The organism is [Zimmermannella] alba NBRC 15616 (genome assembly GCF_001570905.1).
GTDB lineage: Bacteria > Actinomycetota > Actinomycetes > Actinomycetales > Microbacteriaceae > Pseudoclavibacter > Pseudoclavibacter albus.
This window is the reverse complement of record NZ_BCSO01000010.1, coordinates 71343-86867: the sequence shown is the minus strand read 5'-3', so window position 1 is coordinate 86867 and position 15525 is coordinate 71343. Positions and strand designations below refer to the sequence as shown.

Sequence of the window (15525 nt, the reverse complement as noted above, 5' to 3'; positions counted from 1 at the left end):
TTTCCGCGCCCCAGCCTCACGCAACCATCTACAAAACGAAGAGGGCCCCTTTCGGGGCCCTCGACCGCGGAGGATAGGGGATTCGAACCCCCGGAACGCGCCAGCGTTCCGTGCCCCAGCCTCACGCAACCATCTACAAAACGAAGAGGGCCCCTTTCGGGGCCCTCGACCGCGGAGGATAGGGGATTCGAACCCCTGAGGGCTTGCACCCAACACGCTTTCCAAGCGTGCGCCATAGGCCACTAGGCGAATCCTCCAGCGCCTGTGTCGCGACACAGACCAGCGACCATCCTAACCGGATCAGGCCAGAATCCGCGAATCCGGTTCTGGCCTGATCTCACGACTGAGTCACCGCGTGGATGCTGTGTCGCTCCTTACTCGCTGCGGCGGCTTTCGGCGCGACGCGTGAGGGCGAAGATGCCTGCCCCCGCGACAAGCGTGACGAGTGCGAGACCGGCCGGACCGAAGGGCTCGGCACCGGTGCCAACGAGGTTGTTGGGTTCGGACTGCTGGGATGCCGGAGCCTGGCCAGCATCTGCAGCGGCGGCACCGTCGATCACAAAGGTGAAGGTGGCGTGCTGGCGCTCAGTTGCGGCTGCTGCGGCGACGATGTTACCGGCTGCGCTCTGCTCGGGTTTGGCCTGCACCTGGACGAGGTATTCGCCCGGCTGCCACTCGCCAGTGTTGCTGATCGTGCCGGCGTAGCCCCCCTCAGCGTCCGGGATGATCGCGTCGCTCGACTCGAAGTGTGCGGCGGAGCCGTCGGGCAGGGTGAGCACGAGTTCGAGCTCCTGGCCGGGGGCGAAGTTGCCGAGCTCGTACGAGACACCGTCAGCCTGCGCTTCGGCGGCAGTGAGCTTCTCCTTGAGCGCGTGCGCCCAGGGTTGCTCAGCGGGAGCAATCTCGGTCGGAACAGCCTGGGTTGCCTCCGAGGTTGCCGAGGCTGCCGGAACTGCCGGCTCGGTCGGGAGGGCGGGCGAGGTTGTCTCGACCGGCACAGCAACTTCAGGAGTCGCTTCCGCAGTCGGCGTTGCCGTGGCTTCCTCAGTCGGCGTGGCCGTCGGTGTCTCGCTCGGAGTTGCCGTAGCCGCCTCGGTCGGGGTGGCGACCGCAGTCTCCGTCGGCGACGCAGTTGCGGTTTCCGTGGGCGTTGCGGTCGGGGTGGCCGTTGCCGCAGCATCCACCGTGATGGGCAGGGCAGCCTTCATCGAGTCGGATTCGAAGAGACCAAATTCGTAGGTGCCTTCATCCCAACCGGTGCTCGGGGCATCGATGGTCGCAGTGACGACACCTGCGTCGTCAGCGGTGAGGGCCTCGGAGTCGTAGGCGAAGTTCGGGACGCCGTTCGGGTCGGTGACCTGGACGTACACCATGGCGCCGGGCGTGAAGCCAGCACCGGTGACGGTGAGGGCATCCTTCGGGGTGATCGTGTCGGCGCTCGCCGTCAGCGTGACGGGCGAGCTCTGTTCAATGGCCGCATCCGGGTTTGCGAAGCTCGGGGCGGCCGCGAGGGCGACGCCACCAGCCACGACGCCGAAGGCGAGCGTGAGTGCGGTCACGCGCGTGCGAGTCGTGGTCGAGGAGAAGGTGTCCGAGATCATGGCAGCACGCTAACAGCGGGGCGCATTCTGTGTCTATGCACCATGAAGGTCAAGCACCGCGCGGGAGTGGCGCGCAAATGTCCAGCACATTTGCATCTTCCGACCGTCGAGACGCAGGCGAAACGGCCAACTCCCGCGTATTCATGCGCATCGTACGTAACGTTCGTCACATCCGCTACACCCGAAACACGAGACACAGCCGACACGACACGCCCCGAAAAAATCTTTAATCGAATTTTGCGACACGCCGAGAGGCCTCCCCGAGCACCTCGACCAGAACGCCCACAAGAACGGCCGTAGCCCCGCCCAAGAGCTGGACGGGGCTACGGGTGGGAGGCAGCTCGTGCTGCGGCCTTCCTTACTTTGCGAAGCGGCGCGAGGCAGCGACAGCGCCTGCACCAGCAATGAGCGTCATGAGCGCGAGACCGGCCGGGCCGAAGGCGTCAGCACCGGTGGCTGCGAGGCGCTGTGCTTCGCCGCCCTGCTCGCCCTCGTCGGTCTTGGCCTCACCGTTCGAGACAGTGAAGGGGATCTCAACGGTCTTGCCGTCGACGGTCACAAGGATGACGTAGTCACCCTCATCCCACGAAGCGTTCTCGAGCCACACTTCACCAGCGACGTTCCCGTCAGCGTCGGTGATGTACTCGGCGTCGTCGAGCACCTCTTCAGTGCCGTCGGGAAGGCGGAGGACAACCTTGGCCGGCGAGTCCGGAGTGAGGCCCCAGGCCCCCCAAGCGATCCCCTTCTCATCCGCCTGAGCAACGGTGTAGATGCCGTCTTCACCCTCGTCGTTGGTGAGGGCGCCGCCCGGCTCGACCGTCTTCGCTTCGGCAACAACCTCGAAGCCGACCTGAAGCTCAGTCTGGCCCTCAACAGCGGTGATGACGTACTTGCCGGTGTCCCACGAGCCACCCGTGATCGTGACGGTGCCAGCAACGCCACCGTTCGGCTCAACGATGTACTGGACTTCGTCGAGAACCTCGACCGAGCCGTCAGGGAGAACCATCGAAACGGTCACTTCGGCAGCGGGGGTGAGGCCAACTGCCTCCCAGGCGACACCGTTGGCGTCTGCCTCGGCGACCGTGTACTGGCCGTCGCCACCGTCGTTCGTGAGGTGCATGCTCGGCTCGACAGCGACGTCAACGAGCGTGAACGGTGCCGTCACCGTCGCGCCCGTGCCACCGACGGCGATCGAGTAGTCACCGGCAACCCAAGTGGTATCGAAGACGACAGCACCCTGCCAGGTGCCGTCTGCCTCAGCGGTGAACGGCTTGTTGACACCTGCACGCGGAGCGATCATCGAACCGTCCGCCTGCGAGTAGGCAACCATGTCGAAGGTCTGGCCCGGCTGGAGGCCCGTCACGCGGACCTCGATGCCGTTTGCGTTGATAGCACCAACCGTAAGGTCGGTCGAGACAACCGACACCGCCGGAGTGGCCGCAGCAGGCGCCACCACCGGGTCGGTCGGAGCCGCAAAGGCAGCGGGAGCAGTCATAGGAGCCACGAGGGCGACGCCACCGGCAACAACACCGAAGGCGACCGTCAGGGACACTGCGCGGAGGCGCGAAGAGTTCTCACGAGCGATCATGCCTCAAGGCAAACACGAACATCGGCGTTATTCAATCGTCCTCAGGTTGTAGGTGGATTCACACCCAGCAGAAAGGCCTTAATCAGCCTCACGCACAGCATCCACCCCAATGAACACGGAGCATCACTTCTGTCACAGCCTGAACCGACACAACACTGCCCCGCGACAACGCAACAGGGCGCCGTCCCGGAGGACGACGCCCTGTACAGTGCGTTGATCGCGAGGCGATCGAAGCAGTTCGCGAAAGCGAAGACTACTTGAGGGTGACGGTGGCGCCGGCGCCCTCGAGGGCCTCCTTGGCCTTCTCAGCCGTCTCCTTGTTGACGCCCTCGAGGACGGCCTTCGGAGCGCCGTCAACGAGTGCCTTGGCCTCGCCGAGGCCAAGCGACGTGAGACCGCGGACCTCCTTGATGACCTGGATCTTCTTGTCGCCAGCAGCCTCGAGGATGACGTCGAACTCGTCCTTCTCCTCAGCAGCCGGAGCGTCGCCACCGGCAGCCGGTGCGCCAGCGGCAGCAACAGCGACAGGGGCAGCAGCGGTGACCTCGAAGGTCTCCTCGAACTTCTTCACGAACTCCGAGAGCTCGATGAGGGTGAGCTCCTTGAAGGCTTCGATGAGCTCGTCAGCGGTGAGCTTTGCCATGGGTTTCTCCTTGTTGTCGTTAAACCGCGGGGTCCGGATGGACTAGTTCGCGGACTCCTGCTTTTCGCGCAGCGCGTCGACCGTACGAACGGCCTTGGCAGCGGGCGCGGTGAACATGTATGCGGCACCGAACAGCGAGGCCTTGAAGGCGCCGGCAAGCTTGCCGAGCAGAACTTCGCGGGACTCGAGGTCGGCGAGCTTGTTGACCTCTTCCGGGGTGAGCGGGTTACCGTCGAAGTAACCGCCCTTGATCACCAGGAGAGGGTTGTCCTTGGCGAAGTTGCGCAGGCCCTTGGCCACGGCAACGGGGTCGCCGTGCACGAACGCAATAGCGCTCGGGCCGACGAGCTCGTCGTCGAAGGCGGAGATTCCGGCGTTGTTTGCCGCAATCTTGGCCAGCGTGTTCTTCACCACGGCGTACGTCGCGTCTTCACCGATCGAACGGCGCAGCGTCTTGAGCTGCCCCACGGTGAGGCCGCGGTACTCAGTCAGCAGAACGGCGGTCGAGCTCTGGAACTTCTCCGTGAGCTCGGCGACGGTTGCCTCCTTGGTCGCCATGGCACTCCTCTCTGTCATATGCACAGTGTGAGCAGTCGCTCACATGTACCGCAGATCCTCAAAACCCAACAAAAAACGCTCCGGCACAGGAGGCCGGAGCGTGGGCATGCGCGTGCGTGAGCACGCGAAGCATTGCTTCGATCACCTGCGCGGGTCGCCCATCTGTGGGGCCTTCGCTCCCTGCTGCAAGCAGCCGGGAAGAACCAGCGGTCTAAGGCTTCGGATAGCTTAAGCCGGATTCCACGCGCTACGCAAGCGGCGAGTCGCGCTGAGGTCGTGTCAAAAATGCACTCCAAGCGACGTATCCCTTCCTATATGAGGGGATAGCCCTTTCAGCGTGCAATATTGCAACTCCTCGCCCCGTTCACCCCCATCAGTTACGGTCGAGCAACCCCGTGGAAAGGCCCGCCAATGACTGCCGTCGTCTCGCTCACCCCTGCTCCCGTCATCGACCGCACCTACCTCGTCGACGAGTTCGATGCCGGCAAGGTGAACCGTGCGAGCGAGCTGCGCGAGTTCCTCTCCGGCAAGGGGCTCAACGTCTCGCGCACGCTCCGCGAGGCTGGCGTCCCCACCTCCGCGGTCCTCCCGATCGGCCGCGAAGACGAACACCTCCTTTTCCGCACGCCACATCCCTACGTCCTCCGCATCCGCCAGATCCCGGGCCGCATGCGCGTCAACACCGCCATCCTCGAGCCCGACGGCCGCACGACAAACATCAACCAGCGTCCGGTGCCGGTCCCCCGCGACGACTGGGAAGCGACCGTCGACATGACGCTCGCCGAGATCGAAACCCTCCGCGCCGACTGGCTCGTCGTCTCGGGCTCGCTCCCCCGCTACGCCGGTGAAGGCACCGAGTCGAAGAAGGCTGACCGCGTCGACCTCTCGCGCCTGTTCGAACGCGCCCGCGCCCTCGGCGTACGTATCGCCTTCGACTCGAGCGGCGGCTCGCTCGACCGCTGGACGTCATCCGGCCTCGTCGACCTCATCAAGCCGAACGCCGACGAGCTCGCCACCCTCGTCGAGCGTCACCTCACGACGGTGGGCGATGTGCTCGAGGCAGGCCGCGAGGTCATCGACCGCCACGGTCTCGAAGTTGCGCTCGTGTCGATGGGCGGCGACGGCGCCCTCGCGATCACGCACGACGAGGCCTGGTGGGGCCTCGCAAAGGCACCCGCGATCGTGAACACGACCGGCGCTGGCGACGCGACGCTCGCTGGCTTCCTCGGCCACTCCATCCAGGGCCCGGGACGCGTCGGCGGCGCCATCTTCCATGACGACCTGCCGCGCCTCGGCATCAAGCGCGCTCTCGCCCACGCGGTCTCATACGGCGCGCTCTGCGTGAGCCTGCCGACGACGATCATCCAGGACCTCTCGCAGCTCCCGGAGGCCGTCATCGAACGGCCTGACCCGGAGCGCCCGCTCTCGGAGCCGACGAAGTTCTTCGCGAAGTAGCGGGGCGCCGGCCAGATTGCACGCTCTAGGGGAATGGATGCTCCCCCCGCATCCATTCTCCCCTAGAGCGTGCAATTCAGTCACGACTTCGGCCACCCACCGCGCCCGAGGCGGCGCGTGCAGGCCCGCGTGTCGGTGGTCTGGGCGAGAATAGGGCAATGGTCTTCTTCCAACCGAGCGATGCCGCGCGCCCAGATTTCACGCGCGCGCTCGAGGAAGAACTTGCCGTCTTCGACCGCGATGCCCCCGGAGCCCGGCCGTTTGCGCGGGCGAATCGTCCGGAAACGCGTGCCCGGACGCGGCTCAGCAGAGCATCCTTTGGCCCGATGATTTTCGATGACGAGGCCGCGGAAGCTGCCGAGCAGGCGGCCGAGGTGCCCGCGCTCACCACTGCACCAGCATCCGAAACCGCGCTAGAGCCGACTCCGGCTCCCGCTCCCGCGAGTGCGGTCGGCGTGTGGCGCCTCCCCCGCCTCCACCCGCACGAGCAGCGCATCCTCGCCGACTCGAACGACCGCCGCGCCTGGCTCGAGCATCGCGCAGCGGGTGTCACCGCAACGGATGCCGCAAAGCTTGCGACCGAAGCATCCGTGCGCCAGGTCGTGAAGGACAAGGTCCGCGGCTCGAGCTTTGGCGGGAACGCCTACACCGATTTCGGCCGCGAGCGCGAGCCGCACATCGCCGCTTGGGTTGCGGAGCGTCACGGCGTTGAGCCGTGTGGGCTCCTCTTCCACGCGGAGGAAGATCGACGTCACCTGGCCACACCGGATGGCCTGTACTGCGACGACGACGGCCGCGTCATCCTCGCCGAGATCAAGACGACGAACAAGCCCTGGTCGCGCATCCCGCGGAACTACCTCCGCCAGGTGTGGTGGCAACAGTACGTGCTCGGCGCCGAGCGGACGCTCTTCGTGTGGGAGCGGCACAAGGACTTCGTCGTGGTGGATGAGGAGCCGCGCTTCGTGTGGATCGAGCGGAATGATGCCGAGATCGAGCGGATGCGCATCCTCGCCGATCGCGTGCTCGCCGAAGTCGAGTCCCTTCGCGCCCACCTCGGCTAGCCCCCAGCGCGCATCTCCGCCAACGCCCCACCTCGCCCCCCTTCCACTCAGGTCGCAGTTTCGACCTTAGGTATCGATACCTAAGGTCGAAACTGCGACCTGAGCTGGGGTGGGAAGCGGGGCGGGACGAGCGGCAGGAGCGGGGCGGGACGAGCGGCTGCGAGAATGGCGGCATGAGCTATGACCTCGCTGCCCTTGCCCCGCGCGACGTGATGCGCGCCGCTGTCCTCACCCGGTTCGGCGGGCCGGAAAAGCTCGAGTACCGCGAGGATGTCCCTGCCCCGGTCCTGTGCAACTCTGAGGCGCTCGTGCGCGTCTTCTCGGCGGGCGTGAACCTGATCGACGCGAAGACCCGCTCCGGGAAGGGCGTCTCGGCAGCGATCACGCAGCTGCCGTGGATCCTCGGTGGCGAGTTCGCGGGCGTCGTCGTCCAGCCGCCGTACGAGTTCGCACCGTTCCAGGCGGGCGATGAGGTGGTTGGGATGCTCTTCAACCCGCGTTTCCAGGGCGCCTACGCCGAGTACGTGACGGCCCCGATCCTCTCGCTCGCGAAGAAGCCCAAGAACCTCTCGATGGAGGTCGCGGGTGCGGTCCCGCTCGCCGCGCTCACGGCGTGGAACGCGATCGTCGAGGCGGGCAGTGTCCGCCACGGGATGCGGATCCTCATCCACGCGGGCGCTGGCGGCGTCGGGCACTTTGCGATCCAGTTCGCGAAGGTGTTCGGCGCGCACGTCGTGGCGACCGCATCTGCCCGCAACCGTGAGTTCTGTGAGGAACTTGGCGCAGACCAGGTCATCGACTACACGGCGACCCGTTTCGAGGATGCCCTCGAGGAGCCGGTGGATCTCGTCGTGGACCTCATCGGCAACGTGCAGGATGCGACCGGCTCCCGATCCATCCAGTGCCTCGCGGATGGCGGCACCTTCCTCTCGGTGCCGACGGGAAGCTTCCCGACGATGCACGAGGAGATTCAGGCTGCTGGGCGTGAGCTCCACGCATCCCACCTGAAGTGTTCACCGGATGGCCGCGCGCTGCAGGCGATCATGCGGCTCATCGAGCAGGGGGATGTCGTCCCGCACCTTGAGCGAAGCTTTCCGCTCAAGGACGCGGCCGAGGCGCACCGCCACATTGAGTCGGGCCGCACGCGCGGCAAGATCGCGCTCACGATCGACTAGACGCCCGACCCGGGCATACGGATTGGCAGATATGTGTCGCATCCCTCGGCTTGTTCAGGATGCGACACATATCTGCTTTTCCGAACACCTTGCCACCACAGCAAAAGGCCCCACACCAAACGGTGCGGGGCCCTTCTGCGCGTTGAGCGCGTGGCTTAGATGGCCGAGACGTCGAGCGGGATGCCCGGGCCGAAGGTCGTCGAGACGACAGCCTTCTGGATGTAGCGGCCCTTCGAGCTCGACGGCTTGAGGCGGACGACCTCGTCGAGAGCCATACGGAGGTTCTCGAGGAGCTGCTCCTGCGAGAAGCCGGCCTTGCCGACGATGAAGTGAACGTTCGCGTGCTTGTCGACGCGGAACTCGATCTTGCCGCCCTTGATTTCGGTAACAGCCTTCGCGGTGTCCATCGTGACGGTGCCGGTCTTCGGGTTCGGCATGAGGCCGCGGGGACCGAGGACCTTACCGAGGCGACCGACCTTACCCATCATGTCGGGGGTTGCGACGGCGGCGTCGAAGCCGGTCCAACCGTCGGCGACCTTGGCGATGAGCTCGTCGCCACCGACCTCGTCGGCGCCAGCTGCGATAGCGGCCTCAGCCTTGTCACCGACTGCGAAGACGATGACGCGGGCGGTCTTACCGGTACCGTGCGGAAGATTCACGGTACCGCGGACCATCTGGTCTGCCTTGCGCGGGTCGACACCGAGGCGGAGGGCCACCTCGACGGTGCTGTTGAACTTTGCCGAGCCGGTCTCGCGTGCGAGGGCGACTGCCTCTTCGAGCGAGTACTGCTTGCCCTCTTCGAGCTTCTCGGCGGCGGCGCGATACGCCTTGGACTTTGCCATGTTGATCTCCTTCGAGAGAGTGCGGTTACGAGCCTGGCCGGCTCTCCCGCGATGTGAAGTGTTGTGGTCGAGGACTAGCCCTCGACGGTGATGCCCATCGAGCGAGCGGTACCGGCGATGATCTTCGCGGCCTGGTCGACGTCGTTGGCGTTGAGGTCCGCCATCTTCGTCTCAGCAATCTCGCGGCACTGAGCCATCGTGATCTTGCCGACCTTGTTCGTGTGCGGAACGCCCGAACCCTTCTTCACGCCAGCAGCCTTCTTGATGAGCTCTGCGGCCGGAGGGGTCTTGAGGACGAAGGTGAAGCTGCGGTCCTCGTAGACGGTGATTTCCACGGGGATGACGTTGCCGCGCTGCGACTCGGTCGCTGCGTTGTACGCCTTGCAGAACTCCATGATGTTGACGCCGTGCTGACCGAGGGCGGGACCGATCGGCGGAGCGGGGTTGGCGGCGCCAGCCTGGATCTGAAGCTTGATCAGACCCGAGACCTTCTTCTTGGGTGCCATGTTTCTTCCTTTTCTGTGTTCGAACCGCAGCATGTGCTGCTGGCTCTCCCGGTGGTCCGGCCGTTCCGGACTCCGGTGGTGTGTGCCAAGTCGCCGGGGCGCTTGGTGAGTCTGTGCCGTGGGCGACGCGATGCGTCGCGCTGGTGGCTAGAGCTTGGTGACCTGGTCGAAGCTGAGCTCGACCGGGGTTTCACGCTCGAAGAGCGACACAAGGACGGTGAGCTTGCCGCTCGCCGTGTTGATGTCGCTGATCGTGCCGGTGAGGCCCGCGAACGAGCCTTCCTTGATCGTGATGGTCTCGCCGGTTTCGAAGTCAACCTCGGCGACGGGCTGACGCGGTGCGCCACCCTCGGCAGCCTGGGCCTGCTTGGCGGCAGGCGCTTCGGCGACCTCAACGAGACTCTTGAGCATGTCAAATGCTTCGTTGAAACGCAACGGGGTCGGGTTGTGGGCGTTGCCGACGAAGCCGGTGACACCCGGGGTGTGGCGGACGACCGACCAGCTGTCTTCGTTGAGCATCATGCGAACGAGCACGTAGCCGGGGATGCGCACGCGCGTGACCATCTTGCGCTGGCCGTTCTTGATCTCGACGACGTCCTCCATGGGGACCTCGCACTGGTAGATGAAGTCCGACATGCCCATGGATTCGGTGCGCTGGGCGAGGTTCTGCTTCACGCGGCGCTCGAAACCGGCGTAGGTGTGGATGACGTACCACTTGCCCGGCTTCATGCGGAGTTCGCGCTTGAAGGCCTCGTACGGGTCGGCCGTTTCGTCGGCTTCCTTGGCGAGGTCTTCTTCGTCGAGGCGCGCGGCGACTGCGGCGGCGGCCTCTTCGTCGTTGTCGATGTCGAGGGTGTCGTTGACCATGGCGTCAACTTCGCCGTCGGTGATGTCGGCTCCTTCGCCGTCTTCGTTGTCCTCGTTCATGCCTTCGTCGTCGCTCGACTCGAGGACGCGGGCACGCTCGAGCCCCTGGTCGACGTCACCTTCCTGGGCTTCGCGCACCTCGGAGTCCTGCTCTTCGGCGGTCTCGAAGAGGCCGTTCGGGTCAGACGTGGTCTGCTCGGACACGTTTCCTCGTTTCGTGATTCGGTCGGGATGAAGGATGGATTACTGCGTGGCGCCCTGGTCGGCGGGGGCTTCCTCAGCCGGAGCGGCCGGGTCTGCCGGTGCCTGCTCGGCGGGGGCCGTCTCTGCCGGAGCTGCCGGGTCAGCCGGAGCGGTTTCGGCGGGAGTTTCGGTCGCTGCCGGGCCGGCCGGTGCGGTTGCGGCCGGGTCGGCTGGGGCAGTAGCTGCCGGGTCTGCTGGTGCCGTTGCGGGGGGCGGAGCCTCAGGGAAGAGCGGCTGGCCCTTACCGAAGACCCATCCAGCACCCCATCCGAAGAGGATGTCGAGCGCGGTGACGAGCAGCATCATGAAGACGACGAAGCCGAGGACCACACCGGTATAGGTGAAGAGTTCCTTGCGGGTGGGGGTGACGACCTTCTTGAGTTCCGACCAGACCTGGCGGAAGAAGAGGCCCACCTTCTTGAAGGGGTTGCCGCGGCGAGCGTGCATATCGCGCTTGGAGGACTCGACGACCTTCTCGTCGGGTTCTGCAGCCTTTGCTGGCGACACCTTGTTCCCTTCACGCCGAGTCGCCCGGGTGGCGCACGGCTCGATGTTCGGCTCGCGCCGTTGTGGACGACGCCGCGGCGCAGCGCCGTTTTGCAGGGCGGACAGGACTCGAACCTGCAACTTGCGGTTTTGGAGACCGCTGCTCTACCAATTGAACTACCGCCCTAGGAAGCTGATCTCACCTGCTTCCGCCCGCCAAACAGGCACGCTTCAGCATGTTGCGATCGGCAACTCGTCGAGTCTAAGCGATGGGTGGGCGCGGTGTCTAGCTGGGGGTGTTGAGGGGTTCAGCCAGGCGGTTCCAGGCGCAGCTAGGCTTTCCTCAGCTGGAACCGCAATTTCAAGGGGGCTCCGTGTCCGTCAAGACCATCACTGTTGTTGGCGCGATCATCCGACGTGGCGATGAGGTGCTCACGTGTCGTCGCCGTGCCGACAAAAGTGCAGGCGGCTTGTGGGAGTTCCCGGGCGGCAAGATTGAAGAGGGCGAATCCGCCGAAGCAGCGCTGAGTCGTGAAATTCACGAGGAACTCGGCGTTTCGATCACCGTCGGTGCACTGGCTTCGCGACACACGACCCCGCTTGAAGGTCGCCTCATCGACCTCGCTTGCTACTGGGCAGAGCTCGATGACGCTGCACCCGAGCAGAGCACGGATCACGACCTGATGGCATGGCGCCCACTGGCTGAGCTTCAGGGACTCGAGTGGTCACCTGCAGATGTCCCCATCATCAACGACATTGTGCGGGCTCTCCCCCAGCAATAGGCCATGACCCAACCGCCGCGCGATCGCGCAATTCTCGAGAACGACCTGGCGTTCGGCTTTCTCGATGCGACGCACCCGTCCCGGCGTGCGTTCAACCCGGAGCTCATTCGCAACAGTTCGCTAGGGCACACCGCTCTTCGGGCAATCAAGCACGAGATGAAGCGCTCTGAGCGAATGCGGATGTCGGTCGCATTCGTCACGACGGGCGGGTTGGCGCTCCTCAAGCAAGATCTCATCGATAGCCGCGCCCCTCTGACGCTCGTCACCTCGACCTATCTGAACTTCAACGAGCCGAGCGTTTTCCGCGAGCTGGCTGGGGTCGACAACCTCGATGTGCGCATCATTGACGATCCCCAGCGGGGGTTTCACGCCAAGGGTTACCTCTTCGACCACGGCAGCACACTCACCTCAATCGTGGGCAGCTCAAATCTGACCCGAAACGCGCTCCTCTCGAATGAGGAATGGAACGTGCGCGTCACATCAGATATTCGTGGTGATTTCGCGCGCCAGCTCCACGAGTCAATTGAGGAACAAGTCTCCCGATCTGTTCCACTCCATCTTGATTGGATCGAGGACTACGAACAGCGTTGGGAACGGCTCCCCCGTTTCAGGGTTATCGAACCCGAAACTGCACACGACGAGGTGACGACGCCCATCGTTCCGAATGCGATGCAGCAGGAAGCGCTCACGGCGCTTCGAGAGCTTCGAGCCGCGGGCAAACGTCGAGCACTCGTCATCTCTGCAACAGGCACAGGCAAAACCATCCTTGCTGCGCTGGCCGCTCGCGAAATGGCCCCGGAGCGGATGCTCGTCGTTGCTCATCAGGAGCAAATCCTGAGCAAGTCGATGCGCGATTATCACCGTGTCCTCGGTGGCCCTGCGAGCGACTTCTCACTTGTTGCGGCTGGCCGAGGTGACCTTCATGCCCGGTATGTGTTTGGGACGGTGCAATCGCTCTCGCGTGAGAACACGCTTGATCGGCTCCATCCCGAAGCTTTCGATCTCGTGATCGTCGATGAAGTGCACCGCGCAACCGCCGCGAGCTATCAGCGAGTGCTTCAGCGACTCCAACCTGATTTCTTGCTCGGGATTACTGCGACGCCGGAGCGAACCGACGGGGCATGCGTGTACGAGCTCTTCGACCACAACGTTCCGTATGAGATTCGGCTGCAGCAGGCGCTCGAGGAAGGCATGCTGGCTCCGTTCAACTACTACGGCATTGAGGACTACACGCGGGACGATGGCGAGACCGTCAGCGAAGATTCGCCGATCAACCACCTGAGTTCCCCTGAACGCGCAGGCCACATCGTGGCAGCGCTCGAGCGGTATGGACATGCAAGCGGCGTGAAGGGCCTGATCTTCTGTTCTCGGAATGACGAGGCTGCCGCACTTGCCGAAGAGCTAAACCACCGTTCTGTCTTCGGGAAGCAACTCCGGACACGAGCGCTGAGCGGCGCCAACTCAGCCGCGGAACGAGATACAGCAATCGCTGAGCTCACGGCCGGCAAACTCGACTATCTCCTCAGCGTTGACATTTTCAATGAGGGAATCGACATTCCCGAGGTGAACCAGGTGGTCATGCTCCGCGCTACCCAGTCGAGCATTGTCTTCACTCAGCAGCTTGGACGCGGCCTCCGCAAGACGAAGGCAAAGGACCATCTCCGGGTCATCGACTTCATCGGAAACTACGCCAACAACTTCCTCATCCCGATTGCACTCTTTGGGGATACGTCACTCAACAAGGACGTCGTTCGACAGCGGGTGACGAAGGCGATTGCTGACGGCGCCATTGCCGGGGTTTCCAGCATCAATTTCACCCACGTTGCGCGGGAGCGAATCTTCCGGTCGCTGGCACAAGCGAGACTCGACACACGGCGCGCGCTTCGTACCACCTTCGCTGAAGTACGCGACCGGCTCGGACGGCTTCCCATGCTGATCGACTTTGCGAAGATGCAGAGCGTCGATCCAACCGTCATCGCGTCAAACGACAAGAACTATTGGCGTTTCGTAATCGGGACCCGGACTGAGATAGCTCAACCCTCAAAGCAACAACATCGATTCCTCAACGTGTTCACCTACGAGCTTCTCGATGGGAAACGTCCACACGAGCTTCTCCTCATGGAACACCTGCTCGCGCATCCGGAGGAGATCCTGACCACGGATGAAGTTGCGCAGCTTGTTGCGCAACACGGCTGCACGAATGACCAAGCGACCATCGCGTCAGTACTTGCGATCTTGCGTCTCTCCTTTGCCACGCAAGCGGAGCGAGACTCCCGATACGGGGAAGTGGGGCTGCTCGACAACGAGCACATTCGACTTCATCCTGAGTTTGCTCGCGAATACCGCGATTGCCCCGAGCTGAAGGGCTTCGTTGATGACGTTGTCGCGACCGGTCTTTATCTTTCGAAGCATCGGTATGGCGGCGCGTCTGAGCTCATCGTCGGCGAACGCTATTCCCGACGGGACGTCTGCCGCATGCTGAATTGGTCGGGCGCCCAGCAAGGCACGATGTACGGCTACAAGGTTGATGCCGCTACGAATACGTGTCCCATCTTCGTGACCTACCACAAGGCTGAAGACACGTCCGAGTCCACTGCGTACGAAGACGAGTTTCTCTCTGAAACGGAAATGCGTTGGTACACGCGAAGCCGTCGAACGTTGCAGAGTGACGAGGTCCGCGCGATCCTCCGCGAAGGCAATGCCCCAACGCTGCATCTGTTCGTCAAGAAGGACGATGCCGAAGGCACCGAGTTCTACTACGTAGGAACCGCCACCCCAACGTGGGCGCAAGACACGACGATGCCGAAGTCCGGAGAGAGCGTCGTCGAGATGCGGCTCGCCCTCACGAACCCGTTATCACCCACAATGCTCGAGTACTTCACGGGCACCGATGCTGCGGGTCTCGCTCAGCACGTCAGGATGCCCGACGTCGCGTTCGCGCCGGACGTCGACGCGACGGCGCTTGAAGCTCATCGTCAACCGGCGCGGACACCGCTTGAGGCAGGATCGTTGGTGAGGGACTAACCCCCATACCCCCGCCCGCGCTGAAGATCCTCGGGGTACTGCTCGCCCCAGCGGCGCATCTCGTCCGCGAGCGCGTGGTGGGCATATGGCCCGTAACCGCTGAGCTCACGGATGATGTTCTCGCGAACATGCTCGGGCTTGTTTTGCGAGAGCTTCGGGCGGAACTCGAAGTGCGAAACGCGCAGCCGCATCCCGACCGTCGCTCGCGCGACCGCCCGCACGCCCGGATCATCCTGCGGCAGCGTCCGCCCGAGTGGCAGGCCCCGCTCGAAATGATTCACGAGCTTCGTGAGCACCTCGAAGTTCTCGTCATCCGTGAGGATCTCCGGCACGCCATACAGGTGCGCGGTCACGTGATTCCAGGTCGGGATGACATCCCCCTCGTCGTACCAGCTCGACGACACATACGCGTGCGGGCCCTGCACAATCGCGAGAATCTCGCTCGCACCCAGGGCGTGGTACTCCTCATCCGGGCGCCCCAAATGAGTGAGCAGCGAAATGTCCGTCGTGTCGCTTTCATCGAGGAGCGTCGGGTAGTGGCTCGCGACAAGCCCCGACGGGGTCATCGAGACAAACGTCACCCACGGGTTCCGGCGGATAAGACGGCGAACCTCGTCAGCGTTGTCCGAGGCGAACTTTTGCGTGCGCAACATGCAGAGATTCTGCCCCCGCGAGCTGAACGCGGGGCGTGCAC

Annotated in this window: 14 protein-coding genes and 2 tRNA genes; 5 read left to right on the top strand and 11 right to left on the bottom strand. The window is 64.1% G+C overall.

The window, feature by feature from the left end; translation table 11 throughout:
• Window positions 1–172 precede the first annotated feature (172 nt).
• The 5 genes from ZAL01S_RS07650 to rplJ form a co-directional block, all read right to left on the bottom strand.
• Window positions 173–257 (bottom strand) — tRNA-Ser (locus ZAL01S_RS07650).
• Between the two features lie 117 nt (window positions 258–374).
• The gene (locus ZAL01S_RS10125; protein ID WP_066081892.1) at window positions 375–1601 is read right to left on the bottom strand and encodes a hypothetical protein; all 1227 of its coding nucleotides are present in this window, start codon (window positions 1599–1601) and stop codon (window positions 375–377) included.
• Window positions 1602–1959: 358 nt separating this feature from the next.
• Window positions 1960–3189 carry a hypothetical protein gene (locus ZAL01S_RS07640; protein WP_066081889.1) on the bottom strand — a complete coding sequence of 410 codons (1230 nt, stop codon included), beginning with the start codon at window positions 3187–3189 and terminating at the stop codon, window positions 1960–1962.
• Window positions 3190–3442: 253 nt separating this feature from the next.
• Entirely contained in the window at window positions 3443–3832 is a 390-nt protein-coding gene (rplL, locus tag ZAL01S_RS07635; protein ID WP_066081887.1) for a 50S ribosomal protein L7/L12, read from the bottom strand.
• A 42-nt stretch (window positions 3833–3874) separates the two neighbouring features.
• Window positions 3875–4390: a 50S ribosomal protein L10 gene (gene rplJ / locus ZAL01S_RS07630; protein ID WP_066081885.1), complete on the bottom strand. Its 516-nt coding sequence runs from the start codon at window positions 4388–4390 to the stop codon at window positions 3875–3877.
• Between the two features lie 411 nt (window positions 4391–4801).
• Between rplJ and ZAL01S_RS07625 the strand changes: the two genes are divergently transcribed.
• From ZAL01S_RS07625 to ZAL01S_RS07615, 3 genes are all read left to right on the top strand, one after another.
• Window positions 4802–5845: a 1-phosphofructokinase family hexose kinase gene (locus tag ZAL01S_RS07625; RefSeq protein ID WP_066081882.1), complete on the top strand. Its 1044-nt coding sequence runs from the start codon at window positions 4802–4804 to the stop codon at window positions 5843–5845.
• A gap of 158 nt (window positions 5846–6003) precedes the next feature.
• Window positions 6004–6906, top strand: coding sequence for a YqaJ viral recombinase family protein (locus tag ZAL01S_RS07620; protein WP_244875368.1), 903 nt, complete (start codon window positions 6004–6006; stop codon window positions 6904–6906).
• 173 nt (window positions 6907–7079) lie between these two features.
• Window positions 7080–8081, top strand: a complete 1002-nt coding sequence (locus ZAL01S_RS07615; protein WP_066081881.1) for an NADP-dependent oxidoreductase — start codon at window positions 7080–7082, stop codon at window positions 8079–8081.
• A 155-nt stretch (window positions 8082–8236) separates the two neighbouring features.
• On the opposite strand, the gene rplA is transcribed toward ZAL01S_RS07615, so the two are convergent.
• The 5 genes from rplA to ZAL01S_RS07590 form a co-directional block, all read right to left on the bottom strand.
• Window positions 8237–8923 carry a 50S ribosomal protein L1 gene (gene rplA, locus ZAL01S_RS07610; RefSeq protein WP_066081879.1) on the bottom strand — a complete coding sequence of 229 codons (687 nt, stop codon included), beginning with the start codon at window positions 8921–8923 and terminating at the stop codon, window positions 8237–8239.
• 74 nt (window positions 8924–8997) lie between these two features.
• Entirely contained in the window at window positions 8998–9429 is a 432-nt protein-coding gene (rplK, locus tag ZAL01S_RS07605) for a 50S ribosomal protein L11 (protein WP_066081877.1), read from the bottom strand.
• A 147-nt stretch (window positions 9430–9576) separates the two neighbouring features.
• Window positions 9577–10500 carry a transcription termination/antitermination protein NusG gene (gene nusG / locus ZAL01S_RS07600; protein ID WP_066081875.1) on the bottom strand — a complete coding sequence of 308 codons (924 nt, stop codon included), beginning with the start codon at window positions 10498–10500 and terminating at the stop codon, window positions 9577–9579.
• 39 nt (window positions 10501–10539) lie between these two features.
• Window positions 10540–11046, bottom strand: coding sequence for a preprotein translocase subunit SecE (gene secE, locus ZAL01S_RS10785; protein ID WP_370664273.1), 507 nt, complete (start codon window positions 11044–11046; stop codon window positions 10540–10542).
• 93 nt (window positions 11047–11139) lie between these two features.
• Window positions 11140–11212, bottom strand: a tRNA-Trp gene (locus ZAL01S_RS07590).
• Between the two features lie 187 nt (window positions 11213–11399).
• Between ZAL01S_RS07590 and ZAL01S_RS07585 the strand changes: the two genes are divergently transcribed.
• Together ZAL01S_RS07585 and ZAL01S_RS07580 are read left to right on the top strand one after the other, a co-directional pair.
• A complete protein-coding gene (locus tag ZAL01S_RS07585) occupies window positions 11400–11807 on the top strand; it encodes a (deoxy)nucleoside triphosphate pyrophosphohydrolase (RefSeq protein ID WP_066081874.1) in 408 nt (135 codons plus the stop codon).
• A gap of 3 nt (window positions 11808–11810) precedes the next feature.
• A complete protein-coding gene (locus ZAL01S_RS07580; protein WP_083523180.1) occupies window positions 11811–14831 on the top strand; it encodes a DUF3427 domain-containing protein in 3021 nt (1006 codons plus the stop codon).
• On the opposite strand, the gene ZAL01S_RS07575 is transcribed toward ZAL01S_RS07580, so the two are convergent.
• Window positions 14828–15484 carry an FMN-binding negative transcriptional regulator gene (locus ZAL01S_RS07575; RefSeq protein WP_066081872.1) on the bottom strand — a complete coding sequence of 219 codons (657 nt, stop codon included), beginning with the start codon at window positions 15482–15484 and terminating at the stop codon, window positions 14828–14830. The two genes, ZAL01S_RS07580 and ZAL01S_RS07575, sit on opposite strands and share 4 nt — an antisense overlap.
• Window positions 15485–15525 lie beyond the last annotated feature (41 nt).

Excerpts from the sequence above, each read along its gene's own strand:
- ZAL01S_RS07580 (WP_083523180.1), top strand. The coding sequence starts at position 11,811 with ATGACCCAACCGCCGCGCGATCGCGCAATTCTCGAGAACGACCTGGCG.
- ZAL01S_RS07620 (WP_244875368.1), top strand. The coding sequence starts at position 6,004 with ATGGTCTTCTTCCAACCGAGCGATGCCGCGCGCCCAGATTTCACGCGC.
- ZAL01S_RS10125 (WP_066081892.1), bottom strand. The coding sequence starts at position 1,601 with ATGATCTCGGACACCTTCTCCTCGACCACGACTCGCACGCGCGTGACC.
- rplA (WP_066081879.1), bottom strand. The coding sequence starts at position 8,923 with ATGGCAAAGTCCAAGGCGTATCGCGCCGCCGCCGAGAAGCTCGAAGAG.
- ZAL01S_RS07625 (WP_066081882.1), top strand. The coding sequence starts at position 4,802 with ATGACTGCCGTCGTCTCGCTCACCCCTGCTCCCGTCATCGACCGCACC.
- ZAL01S_RS07575 (WP_066081872.1), bottom strand. The coding sequence starts at position 15,484 with ATGTTGCGCACGCAAAAGTTCGCCTCGGACAACGCTGACGAGGTTCGC.
- rplK (WP_066081877.1), bottom strand. The coding sequence starts at position 9,429 with ATGGCACCCAAGAAGAAGGTCTCGGGTCTGATCAAGCTTCAGATCCAG.
- rplJ (WP_066081885.1), bottom strand. The coding sequence starts at position 4,390 with ATGGCGACCAAGGAGGCAACCGTCGCCGAGCTCACGGAGAAGTTCCAG.
- rplL (WP_066081887.1), bottom strand. The coding sequence starts at position 3,832 with ATGGCAAAGCTCACCGCTGACGAGCTCATCGAAGCCTTCAAGGAGCTC.
- ZAL01S_RS07640 (WP_066081889.1), bottom strand. The coding sequence starts at position 3,189 with ATGATCGCTCGTGAGAACTCTTCGCGCCTCCGCGCAGTGTCCCTGACG.
- ZAL01S_RS07615 (WP_066081881.1), top strand. The coding sequence starts at position 7,080 with ATGAGCTATGACCTCGCTGCCCTTGCCCCGCGCGACGTGATGCGCGCC.